At 70.4% G+C, this 19,387-nt stretch carries 13 protein-coding genes, 1 tRNA gene and 1 rRNA gene; 2 read left to right on the top strand and 13 right to left on the bottom strand.

From position 1 onward, the window contains the following. Nucleotides 1–185: zinc finger domain-containing protein (locus tag EST92_RS23520; RefSeq protein ID WP_275540896.1), on the top strand; the 185-nt coding region annotated here is incomplete at its 5' end. A 199-nt stretch (nucleotides 186–384) separates the two neighbouring features. Here the strand turns inward: EST92_RS23520 and EST92_RS32335 are convergent. The 10 genes from EST92_RS32335 to EST92_RS23570 all read right to left on the bottom strand — a co-directional run bounded on the left by EST92_RS32335 (nucleotide 385) and on the right by EST92_RS23570 (nucleotide 15,185). Further along, a complete protein-coding gene (locus tag EST92_RS32335; protein ID WP_129282818.1) occupies nucleotides 385–747 on the bottom strand; it encodes a hypothetical protein in 363 nt (120 codons plus the stop codon). Nucleotides 748–910: 163 nt separating this feature from the next. Next, a complete protein-coding gene (locus EST92_RS23530; protein WP_129282819.1) occupies nucleotides 911–1,381 on the bottom strand; it encodes a DNA starvation/stationary phase protection protein in 471 nt (156 codons plus the stop codon). A 183-nt stretch (nucleotides 1,382–1,564) separates the two neighbouring features. Further along, complete coding sequence (locus EST92_RS23535) at nucleotides 1,565–1,948, bottom strand: helix-turn-helix transcriptional regulator (protein WP_006602725.1); 384 nt, start codon at nucleotides 1,946–1,948, stop codon at nucleotides 1,565–1,567. Nucleotides 1,949–2,042: 94 nt separating this feature from the next. Then, nucleotides 2,043–2,579, bottom strand: a complete 537-nt coding sequence (locus EST92_RS23540; protein WP_129282820.1) for a nicotinamide-nucleotide amidohydrolase family protein — start codon at nucleotides 2,577–2,579, stop codon at nucleotides 2,043–2,045. Continuing rightward, a complete protein-coding gene (gene pgsA / locus EST92_RS23545; RefSeq protein ID WP_129282821.1) occupies nucleotides 2,576–3,235 on the bottom strand; it encodes a CDP-diacylglycerol--glycerol-3-phosphate 3-phosphatidyltransferase in 660 nt (219 codons plus the stop codon). The genes EST92_RS23540 and pgsA overlap by 4 nt, the downstream gene beginning before the upstream one ends. Next, nucleotides 3,232–4,740: a 30S ribosomal protein S12 methylthiotransferase RimO gene (gene rimO, locus EST92_RS23550; RefSeq protein WP_129282822.1), complete on the bottom strand. Its 1,509-nt coding sequence runs from the start codon at nucleotides 4,738–4,740 to the stop codon at nucleotides 3,232–3,234. The genes pgsA and rimO overlap by 4 nt, the downstream gene beginning before the upstream one ends. A gap of 103 nt (nucleotides 4,741–4,843) precedes the next feature. Continuing rightward, nucleotides 4,844–5,656 (bottom strand): helix-turn-helix domain-containing protein, encoded by an 813-nt coding sequence (locus EST92_RS23555; RefSeq protein WP_129250554.1) that lies wholly within the window; start codon nucleotides 5,654–5,656, stop codon nucleotides 4,844–4,846. A gap of 224 nt (nucleotides 5,657–5,880) precedes the next feature. Next, on the bottom strand, nucleotides 5,881–8,655 hold the full coding sequence (locus EST92_RS23560; protein ID WP_254068975.1) for a DNA translocase FtsK: 2,775 nt from the start codon (nucleotides 8,653–8,655) through the stop codon (nucleotides 5,881–5,883). 92 nt (nucleotides 8,656–8,747) lie between these two features. Next, complete coding sequence (locus EST92_RS23565) at nucleotides 8,748–9,407, bottom strand: response regulator (RefSeq protein ID WP_006602731.1); 660 nt, start codon at nucleotides 9,405–9,407, stop codon at nucleotides 8,748–8,750. Nucleotides 9,408–9,662: 255 nt separating this feature from the next. Then, a complete protein-coding gene (locus EST92_RS23570) occupies nucleotides 9,663–15,185 on the bottom strand; it encodes a HAMP domain-containing protein (RefSeq protein WP_129250552.1) in 5,523 nt (1,840 codons plus the stop codon). A 289-nt stretch (nucleotides 15,186–15,474) separates the two neighbouring features. Between EST92_RS23570 and EST92_RS23575 the strand changes: the two genes are divergently transcribed. Next, nucleotides 15,475–18,114, top strand: a complete 2,640-nt coding sequence (locus EST92_RS23575) for a SpoIIE family protein phosphatase (protein ID WP_254068976.1) — start codon at nucleotides 15,475–15,477, stop codon at nucleotides 18,112–18,114. A 263-nt stretch (nucleotides 18,115–18,377) separates the two neighbouring features. Here EST92_RS23575 and EST92_RS23580 read toward each other — a convergent pair. From EST92_RS23580 to rrf, 3 genes are all read right to left on the bottom strand, one after another. Next, nucleotides 18,378–18,453: transfer RNA gene (locus EST92_RS23580), tRNA-Thr, on the bottom strand. Nucleotides 18,454–18,516: 63 nt separating this feature from the next. Beyond that, nucleotides 18,517–19,194, bottom strand: coding sequence for a DegT/DnrJ/EryC1/StrS family aminotransferase (locus EST92_RS23585; protein ID WP_129282824.1), 678 nt, complete (start codon nucleotides 19,192–19,194; stop codon nucleotides 18,517–18,519). A gap of 116 nt (nucleotides 19,195–19,310) precedes the next feature. Next, nucleotides 19,311–19,387: ribosomal RNA gene (rrf, locus tag EST92_RS23590) — 5S ribosomal RNA — on the bottom strand; the annotation flags it as partial.

A 19,387-nucleotide genomic window follows, 5' to 3' on the forward strand; every position in this document is an offset into this window, starting at 1 on the left:
GCACCACCACCCCCAGCGCCCGCCCCGACCGCCGGCTGTGGGTCTACGGCCGGGCCGGCCGCCCCTGCCTGCGCTGCGGAACGGCGGTCCGCACCGCCGCCCAGGACCCCACCACCGAGGAACGCGTCACCTACTGGTGCCCCACCTGCCAGCCCGACCGCCCGGGCCACCACGCCACCGACTGACCCCGGAACGCCCGGCCTGCTCCGCTACGGCGCCGCCAACACCGCCGCCGTCCGGCCACGACGCCGTCGTCCCGCCCGCCAGGACAGCGGCCCCGGAGATCGGCCGCGAAGATCGGCCAGCACGGCATCACCATCGCCCCGGCCCGAGCCCGTACGCCCCTGAGCCCGTACGCCCCTGAGCCCTAGGCTCCCCCGCCCCTCACGACCGCCCAGATCCTCCACCCGAACGCCGGCGTCGCCGTGCCCTGACGACCGCCGCCCGATCCGCCCCCCGAAACCCCCGAAACTCACGAACCCCCCGGACCGCTCGCGCCAGGACGCGGCGGCAGATGCCGTCCCCCCGGTCCGTCCACGGAACGCAGTGCACCGGCAGCAGGCTGAGCCCCCAGCCCCCCACGACGACGGCTCCTTCGACCACCCCCGCCGACTGCGGCCACAGCACCAGCCGGGCCGCGGCCCACCACCACACGCCCCCGAGGGCGGCCGCGGATATCCAGCGCCCCGGTACGACCCGCGGATGCCGGCCGGCCCGCCCGCGGGCCGTGACGTCACGCCACCCCATGGCTGCCTCCTCCGGCCGACGCTAGACGGGACCCGCCGCCCGGCGGGAGGGCGCACCGGGGCATACCCGGCGCGTGAACGGTCTCGCACACCCGGAGGGAACGGCGCCGCGCGCTCGACGGACAAGGGCTCCGGGCGACCCCTTCGGCGGGCGCCGCGCGCCGTCAGTGAGCCTCGGCCTGGAACATCCAGTGGTGCTTTTCCAGGTCACCGGTCAGACCGATGAGGATGTCCTGGCTGACCGGGTCCGGGTCCGCGGTCGCGACGATCCGCTCCCGCATCCGGCCGATGACCGCGGACAGCGCCTCCACCATCGCCCGCACCACGTCGCCGTCCTTGATCCAGCCGTCCCCGATCTCGTGGATGCCGCTGGTCTTGGCGACGGTGGCGGCCCGCCCGTCGGGGGGCACCCCGATCGCGGACGCCCGCTCGGCCACCGTGTCCGCGTGCGCCCGGGCGCTGGCGACCACGTCGTCGAGCTGGAGGTGTACGGAGCGGAACCGCGGACCGACGACGTTCCAGTGCACCTGCTTGGCCACGAGGGACAGGTCCACCAGATCGACCAGCGCGCCCTGGAGGGCATGCCCGACGATGCCGCGGCCTTCGTCGGACAGTGTGCTCTTGACCACAGACATCCAGATACTCCCGTTCAGGCGATTCGTCCGGTTTTGTCATCGTACAAATGAATCGCCCATGAGGAGCGGCCGCGCGGTCCGGCCGGATGTTCGTGCGGGCACCGCCGCCCGCGCCCCAGCAGGCAGCACAAAGCCCCGGCCGGGTGCTGCCCGCCGGGGCTTCGATGCGTACGAACAGGGGTGTCAGGCCGCGACGACATCCACGACGTCGGCCGGGGACTTGATGGTCACGCGGTCCTCGGGCACACCGGCCAGGGACGTGACGGACACCGAATTGAGCTTCGGCCGTACCGGTGCGGGCACCGTGTCGCTTGCGGCCGCGGACGCTGCCAGCTCGGCGAGCGCAAGCTCGTCGCTGACCTCCCGCATGAGCTCGGACATGCGCACATCCAGCGCGTCACAGATCGACGAGAGCAGCTCGGAGGACGCCTCCTTCTGCCCCCTCTCCACCTCGGACAAATAGCCGAGCGATACCCGGGCGGAGGAAGAGACCTCGCGCAGGGTTCGGCCCTGGCGCTGACGCTGTCGGCGCAGCACGTCACCCAGCAGGCGACGAAGCAGAATCATCGCTGGCTCCCTCCTCGGACCTCGGATCCGGATCCTTCTCGCCCCACCGTACCGCCTCGGGCGGTACCAGTGCCGGGCGCAAGTACGTGTTCACTCAGGGCTGCAAACATCCATTCCCCCCGTGTTGTTCCGTATCCTGTGCCCGCCTATTTTCTGCAAGTTCGCTCAACAACAGTGCGAGCACGGCCCGGATGGTGTCCTCTCGGATCCGGTCGCGGTCCCCCGCCAGCGCCAGCCGGCGCACCTCCCCGGCCCCCTCCGGTCCCCGGACCGCCACGAAAACGGTGCCCACCGGATGCCCGTCCTGCGGATCGGGCCCGGCCACGCCCGTGGTGGCGATGCCCCAGTCGGCACCCAGCACCCGCCGCACACCGCCCGCCATCTGCCGCGCGACCTCGCCGTCCACGGCCCCGTGCGCGGCCAGCAGGGCGCCGTCCACACCCAGCAGCTCCTGCTTGAGATCGGTGGCGTACGCCGTGATCGAGCCCCGGAGGACCCGTGAGGCCCCGGGGACGGCGGTCAGCGCGCCCGCCACCAGGCCGCCGGTCAGCGATTCGGCCACCGCCAGGCTCTGCCCCCGTCCGGCGAGCAGCTCCAGTGCCCCGGCCGCGGCAGAGCCCGGCCCGTTCACCGGGCCGAGTCCGTCTCGGCCGGGCGGGCCCGCTCCGCCCGCTCCGCGGCCAGTCCGGCCCGGCGCAGCACCACGGCCTGCCGGACGTAATCGAGCCCGGTGACGACGGTCAGCAGCACGGCCACCGCCATCACCCACCAGCGGAAGGTCGCCAGCGGACCGGTCAGCACGAGCACGTACATCCCGACCGCGGTGCCCTGCGCCAATGTCTTGATTTTGCCGCCCCGACTGGCCGGAATGACCCCGTGCTTGATCACCCAGAACCGCATCAGCGTGATCCCGAGCTCCCGGAAGAGGATTACCCCGGTCACCCACCACGGCAGATCACCCAGCACCGACAGACAGATCAGCGCGGCACCCATGATCGCCTTGTCCGCGATCGGGTCGGCGATCTTGCCGAAGTCGGTGACCAGGTTGTACGCGCGCGCCAGATGCCCGTCGAAGACATCGGTGATCATGGCGACGGCGAAGGCGGCCCAGGCGAACACCCGCCAGACGGGATCGGTGCCGTTGTCGTGCATCAGCAGCACCACGAAGGCCGGGACCAGCACCAGCCGCAGCATCGTCAGCACATTGGCGATGTTCCACAGCCCGGCCTGCCGGACGGCCGGCGCCGGACGCGGGCCACCCGCTGCGGAAGCCGGGATTCCGCTCATCTGGCCGCCTCCTCGGTACACCCCGCGCCCTCCACCGACAGCACCTCCGCGACGAGGTCGACTCCCTCGCTCGCCACCACCTTTGCTTCGACCATACGACCGGGCTCCAGCTCCTGGTCGGTCGACAGCAGGGTGACGCCGTCGGTCTCCGGCGCCTGGTGCGCGGCCCGCCCGACGATGCCGTCCTCGTCATCGGTCCGGTCGACCAGCACCCGCACCGTCTCGCCGACCCGCTCCTCGGCCCGCTGTGCCGTCAGCTCCTCGGCCAGCCGCGACACCCGCGCCAGCCGCTCGGCGACCACGTCCGGGTCGAGCTTGTCCTCGTAGGAGGCGGCCTCGGTGCCGTCCTCATCGGAGTAGCCGAAGACGCCGATGGCATCGAGCCGGGCCTCGGTGATGAAGCGCTCCAGCTCCGCGAGGTCGCTCTCGCTCTCCCCGGGGAAGCCGACGATGAAGTTGGAGCGGGCGCCGGCCTGCGGCGCCTTCGTACGGATCTGCGCGAGCAGGTCCAGAAAGCGGTCGGTGTCGCCGAAGCGCCGCATCGCGCGCAGCACGCCGGGGGCCGAGTGCTGGAAGGACAGATCGAAGTAGGGCGCCACCTTGTCGGTGCCGGTCAGCACGTCGATCAGGCCGGGCCGCATCTCGGCGGGCTGGAGATAGCTGACCCGGATCCGCTCGATGCCGTCGACGGCCGCCAGCTCCGGCAGCAGCGTCTCCAGCAGGCGGATGTCGCCGAGGTCCTTGCCGTAGGACGTGTTGTTCTCGGAGACCAGCATGATCTCCTTGACGCCCTGACCGGCCAGCCAGCGCGTCTCTCCGAGCACGTCGGAGGGCCGGCGGGAGATGAAGGAGCCGCGGAAGGACGGGATGGCGCAGAACGAGCAGCGCCGGTCGCAGCCGGAGGCCAGCTTCACCGAGGCCACCGGGCTGCTGCCGAGCCGGCGGCGCAGCGGCGCCCGCGGCCCGGAAGCCGGCGCGACGCCCTCCGGCAGGTCCTCGGGCGAGCCCGCCGGCGGAGCCGCGTCGGAGCCGGTCTGGGCGTGGCCGGGCAGCGCGACCCCGGCTGAGCCCTGGCGCTCGGCCGGGCTGATCGGCAGCAGCTTGCGGCGGTCGCGCGGCGTGTGGGCCTCGACGTTTCCGCCGCTCAGGATGGTCTGCAGACGGCCGGAGATGTCGCTGTAGTCGTCGAAGCCGAGCACCCCGTCGGCCTCGGGCAGCGCCTCGGCGAGCTCCTTGCCGTAGCGCTCGGCCATGCAGCCGACGGCCACCACGGCCTGGGTTCTGCCGTGATCCTTCAGGTCGTTGGCTTCCAGCAGGGCATCGACGGAGTCCTTCTTGGCGGCCTCGACGAAACCACAGGTGTTGACGACGGCGACATCGGCATCGGCGGCTTCCTCGACGAGCTCCCAGCCGTCCGCTGCCAAGCGGCCTGCGAGCTCCTCCGAGTCCACCTCGTTACGGGCGCAGCCAAGGGTGACGAGGGCGACGGTACGGCGTTCGGGCATGGGGCTCAGCCTACTTCGTCCCGGGTGCCCCCTTGGCGCGCAGGTCTCCGCCGCCGCTCCCGGGTGCGCGGGAGCGGCGGCGGAGGTTGCCCGGGACGGGCGCTCAGCCCGCCTGGGGATCGCCCGGCGTGTAGCTCAGCCGCTCCACGGTGCCCTTGTGGCCGATCTCCTTGACCTCCTTGCCGTTGACGTACAGCTGTACGGCTCCGGCGTTGCCGAGGACCAGGTCGATCCGTTCCTTGTCGGTGATGGTCTTGGACTCGCCCTTCTTGAGCAGGCCGTCCTCCAGGAGCTTGCCGTTGGCGTCCTTGGCGGAGATCCAGCTCTGACCGTCGCGGGCGGTGACCTTGATCGTGACCTTGTCCTTCGGCAGTCCGGCGACGGCGCTGTCGGAGGGCTCGGGGTGGTCGGGCTTGAGGGGCGGCTTGATCGTCGACGGATGGCGGGTGGGTGCGGGCGCCGGCTTGGCGTTGTCACCGGCCGCGAACGAGCCGCCGTTGCTCTTGTCACCGCCCGTGAAGAGCGTGAAGCCGGCGAAGCCGACCACGGCGACGATCGCCGCGACCATCGCCGCGGTCCAGTTGGGACGGCGCGGCTCGGAACGGATCCGCTCGGCTTCGAAGAGCGGCGCGGCGGGGGTCGGCGCGGGCCGGCCGCCGTGCTCGGCGTCGAACTGGTCGATCAGCGGGCGGGGGTCGAGGGACACCGCGCGGGCCAGCGCCCGGATGTGCCCCCGGGCGTAGACATCGCCGCCACAGCGGGAGAAGTCGTCCTGCTCGATGGCCTGGACGAGGGGGATGCGCACCCGTGTCGTCGTACTGACCTCTTCGACGGTCAGTCCCGCTCCGATACGGGCCTTCTGGAGGGCAGCACCGACGGAAGGCCGGTCTGCTTCGGGGGAGTTGCCGATGGACACGGGGGCGCCTTTCGAGCGTGTAGCCACCTGCTGGAAGTTCAGTCTAGGGGTGGAGCGAAAGGGTCGGGCAAGCGGGAGAGCGGAGTTTGTACGCCATCGGAACGCCATCGGCGGTGCCATGGGGCTCGGTGGTGAAGCATCGTTCCCTCATCTCCCTCAACTTGACGTCTTGGCAGGAGAAACGGTTGCCTTCTGCTTCCGCGCGCGTGACCCGGATATCTGTGCTACCCGGTAGCCTCCCCACGGATCACCGCCAGCACTCCGTCCAATTCGTCGGCCTTCACCAGGACGTCGCGCGCCTTGGACCCCTCGCTGGGCCCGACGATGTTGCGCGACTCCATCAGGTCCATCAGCCGCCCGGCCTTGGCGAACCCCACCCGCAGCTTGCGCTGAAGCATCGACGTCGACCCGAATTGGGTGGAAACCACCAGCTCAGCGGCCTGACAGAGCAGATCGAGGTCGTCGCCGATGTCCTCGTCGATCTCCTTCTTCTGCGCCGTACCGACGGTGACGTCGTCGCGGAAGACGGGCGCCATCTGGTCCTTGCAGTGCTGGACGACGGCGGCGACCTCCTCCTCGGTCACGAACGCGCCCTGCATACGGACCGGCTTGTTCGCCCCCATCGGCAGGAACAGCCCGTCACCCTTGCCGATCAGCTTCTCGGCGCCCGGCTGGTCGAGGATGACCCGGCTGTCGGCGAGCGAGGAGGTGGCGAACGCGAGCCGGGAGGGCACATTGGCCTTGATCAGGCCGGTGACCACATCGACGGACGGACGCTGGGTGGCGAGCACCAGGTGGATGCCGGCCGCGCGGGCGAGCTGGGTGATGCGGACGATCGAGTCCTCCACATCGCGCGGCGCGACCATCATCAGGTCCGCCAGCTCGTCGACGATGACCAGCAGATACGGGTACGGCGCCAGCTCGCGCTCGCTGCCCTCGGGGGAGCTGACCTTGCCGCTGCGCACCGCCTCGTTGAAGTCGTCGATGTGCCGGAAGCCGTAGGCCGCGAGATCGTCGTAGCGCAGGTCCATCTCGCGCACCACCCACTGCAGCGCCTCGGCGGCACGCTTCGGGTTGGTGATGATCGGCGTGATCAGGTGCGGGATGCCCTCGTACGCGGTCAGCTCGACGCGCTTGGGGTCGACCAGCACCATCCGGACGTCCTCCGGCGTGGCCCGCACCATCACCGAGGTGATCAGGCAGTTGATGCAGGAGGACTTGCCGGAACCGGTGGCACCGGCCACCAGGACGTGCGGCATCTTCGTCATGTTGGCCATGACGTAGCCGCCCTCGACGTCCTTGCCGAGCGCCACCAGCATCGGATGCTCGTCGCCCGCGGCGTCGGCCAGCCGCAGCACGTCGCCGAGGTTGACCATCTCGCGGTCGGTGTTGGGGATCTCGATTCCGACCGCGGACTTGCCGGGGATCGGGCTGATGATGCGGACGTCGGGGCTGGCCACGGCGTAGGCGATGTTCTTGGCCAGCGCGGTGATCTTCTCGACCTTGACGGCCGGGCCCAGCTCGACCTCGTAGCGGGTGACCGTCGGACCACGGGTGAAGCCGGTGACCGCGGCGTCGACCTTGAACTCCTGGAAGACGGTCGTCAGCGCGGTCACTATGGCGTCGTTCGCGGCGCTGCGGGTCTTGCCGGGGCCGCCGCGCGCGAGCAGCTCCAGCGAGGGCAGCGAGTAGGTGATGTCACCGGCCAGCTGGAGCTGCTCGGCGCGGGCCGGCAGGGCCCCGGACGGCTCGGGCGGAGCCTTGGTGAAGTCCGGGACCGCCGGGGTGTGCTCGGTCGCGGCCGCCTTCGGTGCCGCACCGCGGGCCGGCGGCACCGTCCCGCCCTCCCCCGCGGTGTTCTCGCCGTCCCGGCCGCGGATCTCCCCGGAGACGCTGCTGCTGAGGCCGGCGACGAGCGGGGAGGGCTGGACGCCGTGCAGCACCGCACCGTCCAGCGCCGCGGCGGCCGCGGCGGCGACGTCCACCGCGTCCATCGGCCGGTCCTCGGCGGGCTGGGCGGAGGCCCGGCGCGGACGGCGCCGCTTGGCCAGGGCCGCTTCCTCTATGGCGTCCGGGTCGGGTGCGGCCGCGGCGGCGCCGCGGCGCGTCCCGCGCGCGGGCTGCTCCCGCCACTCGTCGGCGTAGTCCTCGTACTCCCCGGACTCGTAGCCGTCCGCCTCGGCGCCGGCCGGGTGCACCACGCCCAGCCTGATGCCGAGCGCACGCAGCCGCTGCGGGATGGCGTTCACCGGCGTCGCGGTGACGACCAGCAGCCCGAAAAGGGTCAGCAGCGCCAGCAGCGCCACGGCCAGGGTCTGTCCGACGGTGAAGATCAGCGGCTTGGACGCCACCCAGCCGAGATAGCCGCCGGCGTCCTGTATGGCGGCCAGGCCGTCGTCCCGGCCCGGCGATCCGCAGGCCATCGCGACCTGCCCCAGGACGCCGACGACCAGCGCGGACAGCCCGATGACGATCCGGCCGTTGGCCTCCGGCCGCTCGGGGTACCGGATGAGACGGAGGGCGATGCCGGCGAGCAGTATCGGCACGACCAGATCGAGCCGGCCGAACGCACCGGTCACCAGCAGTTCGACGAGATCGCCGACCGGACCGCTGAGGTTGGACCAGGTCCCGGCCGCGATGACCAGCGCCAGCCCGAGCAGCAACAGCGCCAGCCCGTCCTTGCGGTGCGCCGGGTCGAGGTTCTTCGCCCCGCGGCCCATCCCGCGGAACATCGCCCCGATGGCGTGCGCGAGGCCCAGCCAGCACGCACGGGCGAGGCGGTAGATACCGCCGGTGGGTGACGGCGCCGGTCTGGCCGCGGCCTTCTTGGCAGGCGCCCTTTTGGCCGGTGCCTTCTTCGCGGTGGATTTCTTCGCCGGCGGCTTCGCGGGCGCCTTCTTCGCGGCGGTCTTCTTGGCGGCGCCCGCGGTCCGTCCGGCGCGCTGCTTCGAGGGGCCCGCCGCGCTCTGGGTTCCCTTGCCGGACGTACGTGAGGCCATGGCGACGAGATTACAGGCGAACACGGGCATGATACGAGCGCACGGCGCTTCACCCGAACGTGTCGCGCGCCCGTCTCATGAAGGGGCGTCAATCACCCCGCGACGCTGCCCGCCCCCGGCTCCAGGGCGTCCAGCGCCCTGCGCAGTCCGGTCAGTTTGCGCTCCAGATGCGCCGCGGTGGCCACCGCCGCCGCGTCCGCCGTCTCGTCCAGCTGTTTGGACAGCGCCTCCGCCTGCTCCTCGACCGCGGCCAGCCGCGCGGAGAGCTCCGCGAGCAGCCCCGCCGACTCCTTCGCCTCGTCGGCGCTCGGCCGGCCGCCCTCCAGCTGCAGCCTCAGCAGGGAGGCCTGCTCCCGCAGTTGGCAGTTCTTCATGTAGAGCTCGACGAACACCGAGACCTTGGCACGCAGCACCCACGGGTCGAACGGCTTGGAGATGTAGTCCACCGCGCCTGCCGCGTAGCCGCGGAAGGTGTGGTGCGGGCCGTGGTTGATGGCCGTGAGGAAGATGATCGGGATGTCGCGGGTGCGCTCCCGGCGCTTGATGTGCGCGGCGGTTTCGAAACCGTCCATCCCCGGCATCTGCACATCGAGCAGAATCACCGCGAAATCGTCCGTGAGCAGTGCTTTGAGCGCTTCCTCCCCGGACGATGCCCGCACCAGTGTCTGATCGAGCGCAGAGAGGATCGCCTCCAGCGCCAGCAGATTCTCCGGCCGGTCATCGACCAGGAGGATCTTGGCCTTCTGCACCATGGCCCGTCCTCCTCGCCCCGGCATGGCACCGGACGCCGCCCCAGGGGACGACTCCGTCACGCCGCCCGTCCTTGTGCCGGTCATGGTAGCTGCACCCCGTCTGTCGCCACACCCTGTCACCGCGATGTCACTGTGCACATAGCAGAAACGCAGACAGGGACCAGAAGGTTCCCCGAATCCCAGGCTTCCACACGTCCACGGCAACACTGAGTCAGCACGCGATGATCCTCTTTCGCCTCCATACTGGACGCTCCGTCACTCCGCGCGCATCCATTGCTCCATGACCGACAACAGATGATCGGTATCCACCGGCTTGGTCACATAGTCGGAGGCTCCGGAGTCGATGCTCTTCTCCCGGTCGCCCTTCATCGCCTTCGCGGTCAACGCGATGATGGGGAGCCCGGCGAACTGCGGCATCCGGCGGATCGCCGCCGTCGTCGCATAACCATCCATCTCCGGCATCATGATGTCCATCAGCACCAGGACGATGTCGTCGTGCTGCTCCAGCACCTCGATGCCCTCGCGCCCGTTCTCCGCGTACAGCACCGAAAGACCGTGCTGCTCCAGGACGCTGGTGAGGGCGAAGACGTTCCGGATGTCGTCGTCGACGATCAGCACCTTCTCGCCGTGGAAGCCGCCCTGGAAGGCCGGGTCCACCAGGTCCTGGCCGTTGCCGAGCCAGGGCTCTTCGGCCGGCTGCTGGGCGACGGGCTGCGGCGGCGCCGGAGGCGTCGGTGGCACCGGCGGAGCCGGAGCCGGAGCCGCCGGTCGACCTGGCAGCTCGAAGCGGCGCTGGGGGCCCGAAACCGCCCGGCGGCGGCGCCGGTTGAGACTGCCGCCGGAGCCCTGCTCGAACTCCTGCTGCTCCTCGGCCTCCTGCCGTCCGACCTCCGTCTCGCGCGCCTCCGCGTCCATCGCGATCCCGCCGGCCACCAGCTGCGGGTAGCCCTGCGGCGGCAGCCCGCCGGGGTTGTGCGGCAGGTAGAGCGTGAAGGTGGAACCACGGTTCGGCTCGCTCGCGGCATGGATCTCGCCGCCCAGCAGCCGGGCGATCTCCCGGCTGATGGACAGGCCCAGGCCCGTACCGCCGTACTTGCGGCTGGTCGTGCCGTCGGCCTGTTTGAACGCCTCGAAGATGACCCGCATCTTGCTGGACGCGATGCCGATGCCGGTGTCGGTGACCGAGAAGGCGATCATGTCCGCATCCGGGTCGCGCAGCGAACCGTGTTCCAGCAGCTGTTCCCTGATGGCCACCGGGACGTCCGCACCGGCCGGCCGGATCACCAGCTCGACGGCGCCGCTGTCGGTGAACTTCACCGCGTTGGACAGCAGATTGCGCAGCACCTGCAGCAGCCGCTGTTCGTCGGTGTGCAGCGTGGCCGGCAGCTCCGGGGAGACCCGTACGGAGAAGTCGAGTCCCTTCTCGGCGGTCAGCGGCCGGAAGGTGGCCTCCACGTAGTCGACGAGCTGGACCAGCGCGATCCGCGTCGGGCTGACGTCCATCTTGCCCGCCTCGACCTTGGACAGATCCAGGATGTCGTTGATCAGCTGGAGCAGGTCGCTGCCGGCACCATGGATGGTTTCGGCGAATTCGACCTGCTTGGGGGAGAGATTCCCCTCGGCGTTGTCGGCCAGCAACTTGGCCAGAATCAGCAGGGAGTTCAGCGGCGTCCGCAGCTCGTGCGACATGTTCGCCAGGAACTCCGACTTGTAGCGCATCGAGACCGCGAGCTGCTCGGCGCGCTCCTCCAGGACCTGCCGCGCCTCCTCGATCTCGGTGTTCTTCACCTCGATGTCGCGGTTCTGCGCGCGCAGCTGCTCGGCCTTCTCCTCCAGCTCCGAGTTCGACAGCTCCAGGGCCCGCTGCCGGCTCTCCAGCTCCGCAGAGCGCTCGCGCAGCTGCTCGGTCAGCTCCTGCGACTGCTTGAGCAGCACCTCGGTCTTGGTGTTGACCGAGATGGTGTTGACGCTCGTCGCGATCATCTCGGCGATCTGGCTGAGGAAGTCCTTCTGGATCTGGGTGAACGGCTGGAAGGACGCCAGCTCGATCACGCCGAGCACCTTGTCCTCGAACAGCACCGGCAGCACGATCACATTCGCCGGCGGCGCCTCGCCCAGCCCGGAGGCGATCTTGAGATAGCCGGACGGGACGTTCTCCACCAGGATGGTGCGCCCCTCCTCCGCGGCCGTGCCGATCAGCGTCTCGCCGGGCTTGAAGGTCGTCGGCATCCCGCCCATGGCATAGCCGTACGAGCCCATCAGCCGCAGCTCGTACGCCCCGGCCTCGGCGCCGTCCGCACCGATCTCCCGGCTGTCGGGCTGCGCCGCGAGGAAGAACGCGCCGTGCTGCGCGGAGACCGCGGGCGACAGCTCGCTCATGATGAGCGTGGCGACGTCCTTGAGGTCGCGCCGACCCTGCATGAGACCGGAGATCCGCGCCAGGTTGCCCTTGAGCCAGTCCTGTTCCTCGTTGGCGAGGGTGGTCTCACGGAGCGTGGAGATCATGGTGTTGACGTTGTCCTGGAGCTCCAGGATCTCGCCGGCCGCGTCCACGTCGATGCGCACGTTGTGATCGCCGAGGGTGACCGCCGCGGCGACCGCGGCGATGGCGCGCACCTGACGGGTGAGGTTGCCGGCCATCTCGTTCACCGACTCGGTCAGGTCCCGCCAGGTGCCGGCCACACCCCGCACCTGCGCCTGACCGCCCAGCTGGCCTTCCGTCCCCACCTCGCGGGCCACTCTGGTGACCTGCTCCGCGAAGGACGACAGCTGGTCGACCATGGTGTTGATGGTGGTCTTCAGCGCGAGGATCTCGCCCCGCGCGTCGATGTCGATCTTCTTGGTCAGATCGCCCTTGGCGATGGCGGTGGTGACCATGGCGATGTTGCGGACCTGGCCGGTCAGGTTGTTGGCCATCGAGTTCACGGACTCGGTGAGGTCCTTCCACGTACCGGCGACGCCGGGGACGCGGGCCTGGCCGCCCAGGATGCCGTCGGTGCCCACCTCACGGGCCACCCGCGTGACCTCGTCGGCGAACGACGACAGCGTCGTGACCATGGTGTTGACCGTGTCGGCGAGCTGCGCGACCTCGCCGCGCGCCTCGACCGTGACCTTCTTGGTCAGGTCTCCGTTGGCGACCGCCGCCGAGACCTGGGAGATGTTGCGCACCTGGATGGTCAGGTTGTTGGCCATCAGGTTGACGTTGTCGCTGAGGTCCAGCCAGATACCGGTGGCGCCCGGCACCCGCGCCTGACCGCCCAACTGGCCCTCGGTGCCCACCTCACGGGCCACCCGGGTCACCTGCTCGGCGAACGACGACAGCTGGTCGACCATCGTGTTGACGGTCGTGACCAGTTCGAGGATCTCGCCCTTGGCATCGACGGTGATCTTCTTGGACAGGTCGCCGCGGGCCACCGCGGTCGTCACCTCGGCGATGTTGCGCACCTGCGAAGTCAGGTTGTTCGCCATGAAGTTGACGGACTGGGTGAGGTCCTTCCACGTACCGCTGACGCCCTGCACCTCGGCCTGGCCGCCCAGGATGCCCTCGGTGCCCACCTCGCGGGCGACCCGGGTGACCTGCTCCGCGAACGAGGAGAGTTGGTCGACCATGGTGTTCAGGGTGTTCTTCAGCTCCAGGATCTCGCCCCGGGCGTCCACATCGATCTTCTGCGACAGGTCACCGCGCGCGACCGCCGTGGCGACCTGCGCGATGTTGCGGACCTGGGCCGTCAGGTTGCCGGCCATGCCGTTCACCGAGTCGGTCAGATCGCGCCAGACGCCGGCGACGCCCGGCACCTGCGCCTGACCGCCCAGCCTGCCGTCCGTACCGACCTCCCGGGCGACCCGGGTGACCTGCTCGGCGAAGGCGGAGAGCTGGTCGACCATCGTGTTGATGGTGTTCTTCAGCTCCAGGATCTCGCCGCGCGCGTCCACGTCGATCTTCTGGGACAGGTCACCGCGCGCGACCGCCGTCGTCACCTGGGCGATCTGCCGCACCTGTGAGGTCAGGTTCCCCGCCATGAAGTTGACGGAGTCGGTCAGTTCCTTCCAGGTGCCGCTGACGCCGTCCACCCGGGCCTGGCCGCCCAGCCGGCCCTCGGTGCCCACGTCCCGGGCCATCCGCGTGACCTGGTCGGCGAACGAGGACAGCTGGTCCACCATGGTGTTCACGGTGTTCTTCAGCTGGAGCATCTCGCCGGAGACGTCGACGGTGACCTTCTGCGACAGGTCGCCGTTGGCCACCGCGGTCGTCACCTGGGCGATGTTGCGCACCTGCCCGGTCAGGTTGCGGAAGGCGGTGTTGACGGAGTCCGTCAGGTCCTTCCACGTCCCCGCCGCGCCCGGGACCGCCGCCTGGCCGCCCAGCTCACCCTCGACGCCGATCTCCCGTGCCACGCGCGTCACTTCGGCGCCGAACGAGGAGAGCTGACCCACCATCGTATTGACGGTGTTCTTCAACTCCAGCATTTCACCGGCCACATCGACGGTGACCGTCTGCGACAGGTCACCGTTGGCGACCGCCGTCGTCACCTGGGCGATGTCCCGCACCTGCGCGGTGAGGTTGCGGAAGGCGGTGTTGACGGAGTCCGTCAGGTCCTTCCACGTGCCCGCCGCGCCCGGCACCTGCGCCTGACCGCCGAGCTGGCCCTCCGCACCGACCTCGTTCGCCACCCGCGTCACTTCGTCCGCGAAGGTCCGCAGCGTCTCGGTCATGGTGTTGATGGTGTCGGCCAGTTGCGCGACCTCACCGCGTGCACTGACCGTGACCTTCTGCGACAGGTCGCCGTTCGCGACGGCGGTGGTGACCTGCGCGATCCCGCGCACCTGCGCGGTGAGGTTGCCGGCCATGAGATTGACCGAATCCGTCAGGTCCTTCCACACGCCGGCGACGCCGGGGACCTGCGCTTGACCACCGAGTTCGCCCTCCGTGCCCACCTCGCGGGCGACGCGCGTCACCTCGGAGGCGAAGGAGGAGAGCTGGTCGACCATCGTGTTGACGGTGTTCTTCAGCTCCAGCATCTCGCCGGCGACATGCACGGTCACCTTGCGCGACAGATCACCCTTGGCCACCGCGGTGGTGACGAGAGCAATGTCACGTACCTGCGCCGTCAGCCGGGACGCCATGGTGTTGACGGATTCCGTGAGATCCTTCCACGAACCCGACATTCCACGCACCCGGGCCTGACCGCCGAGCTTGCCCTCCGTACCGACCTCACTGGCCACTCTCGTGACCTCGTCGGTGAACGCGGAGAGCTGGTCCACCAGCCCGTTGACCGTGCGGCCGACCTTCAGGAATTCACCGCGAAGGGGGTGCTCCGAAGAGCTGTCCGAACTGCGCGACCGCAGATCCATCCGCTGTTCCAGGTCGCCCTCGGACACCGCCGACAGCACCCGTCCCACCTCGGAGACGGGCCGTACGAGGTCGTCGACCAGGGCATTCGAGGCGTCGATGGCCGCCGCCCAGGAGCCCTCGGCGGCGCCGACCTCCAGTCGTTCCGTGAGCTTTCCCTCGCGGCCGACGACCCGGCGCACCCGCGCCAGCTCGCCCGTGAGGTGCAGATTGCGGTCCGCAACCTCGTTGAAGACCGCCGCGATCTCCGACATGACGCCGTCGCCGGAAACCGTGAGCCGCTTGCGGAAGTTCCCGTCCCGCATGGCGACCAGCGCGACCAACAGCCGATTCAGCGCAGCCGTATCCACCTCGGTCGTCCCGTTGCTCCGGGATCGTCCGCCTTTCGCGCGCGTGCTTGCGCCCCGCGCCGCTGCGCCAGACTCCACCGTGTCCCTCCCGCAGGGTCGACCGTTCTACCCGGGCTTTCTCTTGATACGTGCCCAGTGTTTCACCATGGCCCAACCAGGCCATAACAGTTCGGCAGCATCGCACACCCTCCCAGGGCACGATTGGGACGGAAACACACGTGACCGGCATCCTCGGGTGCGGCGAAGGTAAGTAACCTGGCATACGGCTGTCCACCCGGCCCGACCAACCAGCATGGCCGGTGGCACACGCACAACAGGTATTCGGAGGGGCGCCGCGACCATGGGGGAGCAGATCACCGACACACGCATGAGGAGACCAGTGATCACCGCGCGGGCCGCCGCAACATTCGAGCCGGTCGGGCGCTCGGTCGCCACTGCCCGTGCCTTCGTCCGCGACACCCTCCAGGGCTGGGGCTGCGCCGACATCGTCGACGACGCCGTCGTCCTGACCAGCGAGCTGGTCACCAATGCCGTGGTGCACGCCGGCACCGCCGCCGACGTGCTGTGTCTGCGCAATGACGCAGGGGTACGGGTCTCCGTCGCCGACCGCTACCCCGAGCGCGAGATCCCGCTCCAGAACGCCGGCCAGATCGTCGTCCACCCGGACCGCGAGGGCGGCCGCGGCCTGCTGCTGTGCGGCGCGCTGGCCGCCCGCTGGGGCGTCGAGTACACCGCCGCCCAAAAACACGTGTGGTTCCAGCTCGACCTCCCCGAGCGCCCCGCCGGCACCCGCGCCGCCGGCCCGGCCCTGCCGGTGGACGCCCTCCCGGTCGCCGAGACCCGGGTCCGCGTCGCGGTGATCCAGATCGACCGCGGCGGCTGCATCAGCTTCTGGAACGAAGACGCCCAGGACCTCTTCGCCTACGACCCCGAGCAGGTCATCGGCAAACCGCTCACCGACTTCGCCGCCTGGCCGCACACCCCCGGCACCGGCACCGGCATCGTCGAGGCGCTCCAGCTCTCCCGCTGGGAGGGCTCCTACGGCATAAGGGGCGCCGACGGCCGGGTCGTCCCCGTCTACGCCTCCCACCTACGCGTCCGCGACGCCGACGGCGAGGCCTCCACGGTCTGCCTCCTGGTGCGCGACCACGAGCGCGCCATCCTGCAGAGCCCCCCGCGCACCCCCGCGCCGGACTCCGCCACCCAGGCCGCCCAGGAGGGACGCCCCTCCGACCCCTTCGAGGTCTTCATCGGCTCCCCGGCCCCCGACGATCTCGACGGCCTGCTCCAGCGCACCGTCGAGCGCGCCCGCGACATGCTCGACGGCGACGCCGCCTACCTCCTCCTGGCCACCGACGACGAGACCGAGCTGGAGGTGCGCGCCTCCACGGGCCTGCCCTCCGCCCGCCAGCGGTTCGCCCGCGTCCCCGTGGAAGCCGGATCCGGACGCTACGGCTCCGCCCGGATGCCCGCCGTCCACGAGGACCTCACCGCCGTCCCCGGCGCCGTACCGCTCCTCAGCGGCACGGGCATGCGCTCGGTCGTCACCGTCCCGCTGAAGGTCGAGGGGCGGCTCACCGGCTCCCTGGGCGTCGCCGCGGAGGGCGCCGGCCGGTACACGAACGAAGAGGCGCTACGGCTCCAGTTCGCCGCCGACCGCATCGCCCTCGCCGTCGAACGCGCCCGCCTGACCGAGCTGGAGAAGCTGCGCCGCGGCTCCCTCTCCTTCCTCGTCGAGGCCTCCGACCTGCTGGCCGGCACCCTCGACCGCGACCAGACGCTGGCCCTGATGGCCCAGATGACGGTCCCCACCCTCGCCACCTGGTGCGCCGTCTACACCGTCGCCGACCAGGCCTCCGAGCCCGAGCTGTCCTACGTCCTGCATGAGGACGAGGACCGCATCGACGGCCTCAAGACCCTCCTGATGAAGGTCGACCCGCCCGAGCCGGTCCCCACCCCCGGGGCCCGCGTCTGGAGCGCCCCCAGCGACGCCGCACACGACGCCGCGCTGCGGACCTCGATGCGCAGCCTGGGCCTGGGCAACTCCGCCCGCCCGTCCACGGGCCCGGGCGCCACCCTCGCCACCGCCTCCGCCGTCGGCGGCGAGACCGTCGTCCTGCCGCTCGTCGCCCGCAACCGCGTCATCGGCATGCTCACCCTCGGCAAGCCCACCGAGGAGCACTTCCGCCAGGAGATCCTCGAACTCGCCGAGGACCTCTCCCGCCGGGCCGCCCTCGCCCTGGACAACGCCCGCCTCTACTCCGAGCGCACGGCCATCAGCCAGTCGCTCCAGCGCAGCCTGCTGCCCCCGGAGCTGCCCGATATCACGGGCGTGGAGGTCGAGGTGATCTACCGCGCGGCCGGCGAGGGCAACGAGGTCGGCGGCGACTTCTACGACCTCTTCCCGATCCGCGACGGTGCCTACGGCTTCGCCATCGGTGACGTCTGCGGCACGGGCCCGGAGGCGGCAGCCGTCACCGGCCTCGCCCGCCACGCCCTCCGGCTCCTCGCCCGCGAGGGCTTCGGTGGCCCCGCCGTCCTGGAGCGGCTGAACACCGCCATCCTCGACGAGGGCGCCCGCAGCCGCTTTCTGACACTCCTTTACGGCGAGCTCTGGCCGCAGGACGACGGCAGCGCCCTGCTCAAGGTCGTCTGCGCCGGTCATCCCCTGCCGCTCCGGCTGCGCCAGGACGGCTCGGTCGAACCGGCCGCCGAACCCCAGCCCCTGCTGGGCGTCATGGACGACCTCGAACTCTACGAACAGACCGTCACCCTCGACCCCGGCGACGTCCTGCTGTGCGTCACCGACGGCGTCACCGAACGCCGCGAGGGCACCCGCATGCTCGGCGACGACGGCCTCACCGACGTCCTGACCTCCTGTACGGGCCTGACGGCCGGCGCCGTCGCCGCCCGCGTGCTGCGCGCCGTGGAACGCTTCGCCGCCGAGCCCGCCTCCGACGACATGGCCATCCTCGCCATGCGCGTCCCCGAACTCCAGGCGGGCTGACCACACCGGGACAGCGGCCGTGCGGGCCGACACACCACCCGCCGGCCGCCGCCCTCACGAAGCCTCCCGCTCACACCGGCGCGTTCGCCCGCACCACCGACGACCGGACAGCCCCATGAAGCAGCCCCCAAGGCCGACTTCACCACCAGACACCCACGACTCGGCATATCCGGCACACCGAATCCCCGCACAATCACCACGCACCACACAACCCCGCCCCAATACGACTAAGGCCCCCGCCAATTGGCGGGGGCCTTAGTCTCTGGAGCCCCAATACGGAATCGAACCGTAGACCTTCTCCTTACCATGGAGACGCTCTGCCGACTGAGCTATTGGGGCGCGGCAACGGAATAGATATTACCCCAACTCCGCGACAGATTCGAACCGTCCACCGCCACTCGCCTAAAAGGCCGGTTGCAGCAATCCGCCCAGCGCATTGCAGGCGCTCACCATCTTGTGCAGCTCCCGCCGCGTCATCCCCGCATGCACCGGAAGCGCCAGCGTCTCGTCCACCGCCCGCTCGGTCTCCGGCAGAAACACGTCCCGCCGCAGCCCCGGCATCCGGTACACCGGAGCCAGTACGGGCACCTTGCAGCCAATACCCTTGGCCCGCAACGCCCGCGCGAAGGCATCCCGGTCCGGCCGTCCGTTGCCCGGCACCCGCACCACGTACTGCTCGTACGTGTGCCCCGCGGCCGGCGTCGGCGTCCGGACCCCGCGCAACTTGCCGTCCAGATACGAGGCCTGCACCCGACGCAGCTCCACGCCGTCTGCACGGGCCCCGGGCTCATCGTCCACCAGCACCAACAGGCCGTGGCGCTGCCCGACTTCACGGATCCAGCCGGCGTCCGCCTGGCGCCCGAACCGGTTGATCGCCACGACGGCGGCGGTCCGCCCGGTCACCACGTCCGCCACCGCGGCCGGATCGAGGCAGTAGCTGTCGCCGTCCACATCGGCGAACACCGGTACCGCGCCCAACTCCACCACGGCCCGGGCCACTTCTGCGTTCCCGTAGGCCGGCACCACGACCTCGTCACCAGCACGTACACCGGCCGACTTGAGCGTTCCCACTGTCCGCATGAAACGGATCCTGGTCAGCTGAGATGAACGTCGCGTTACGCTCATCACCCGAACACCAGAACAAAAAAGCTCCGGTCCCTGAACCACGAAGGTTCAGGAACCGGAGCTGAATAATGGTTCGGCGGCGTCCTACTCTCCCACAGGGTCCCCCCTGCAGTACCATCGGCGCTGAAAGGCTTAGCTTCCGGGTTCG

The sequence above is a fragment of the Streptomyces sp. TM32 genome, from assembly GCF_004122755.1.
GTDB classification, from domain to species: domain Bacteria; phylum Actinomycetota; class Actinomycetes; order Streptomycetales; family Streptomycetaceae; genus Streptomyces; species Streptomyces sioyaensis.

What these genes read in the sequence shown, in the direction of transcription:
- EST92_RS32335 (WP_129282818.1), bottom strand. Translation starts at nt 747, where the DNA reads ATGGGGTGGCGTGACGTCACGGCCCGCGGGCGGGCCGGCCGGCATCCG.
- EST92_RS23530 (WP_129282819.1), bottom strand. Translation starts at nt 1,381, where the DNA reads ATGTCTGTGGTCAAGAGCACACTGTCCGACGAAGGCCGCGGCATCGTC.
- EST92_RS23535 (WP_006602725.1), bottom strand. Translation starts at nt 1,948, where the DNA reads ATGATTCTGCTTCGTCGCCTGCTGGGTGACGTGCTGCGCCGACAGCGT.
- pgsA (WP_129282821.1), bottom strand. Translation starts at nt 3,235, where the DNA reads ATGAGCGGAATCCCGGCTTCCGCAGCGGGTGGCCCGCGTCCGGCGCCG.
- rimO (WP_129282822.1), bottom strand. Translation starts at nt 4,740, where the DNA reads ATGCCCGAACGCCGTACCGTCGCCCTCGTCACCCTTGGCTGCGCCCGT.
- EST92_RS23560 (WP_254068975.1), bottom strand. Translation starts at nt 8,655, where the DNA reads ATGGCCTCACGTACGTCCGGCAAGGGAACCCAGAGCGCGGCGGGCCCC.
- EST92_RS23565 (WP_006602731.1), bottom strand. Translation starts at nt 9,407, where the DNA reads ATGGTGCAGAAGGCCAAGATCCTCCTGGTCGATGACCGGCCGGAGAAT.
- EST92_RS23575 (WP_254068976.1), top strand. Translation starts at nt 15,475, where the DNA reads ATGAGGAGACCAGTGATCACCGCGCGGGCCGCCGCAACATTCGAGCCG.
- EST92_RS23585 (WP_129282824.1), bottom strand. Translation starts at nt 19,194, where the DNA reads ATGCGGACAGTGGGAACGCTCAAGTCGGCCGGTGTACGTGCTGGTGAC.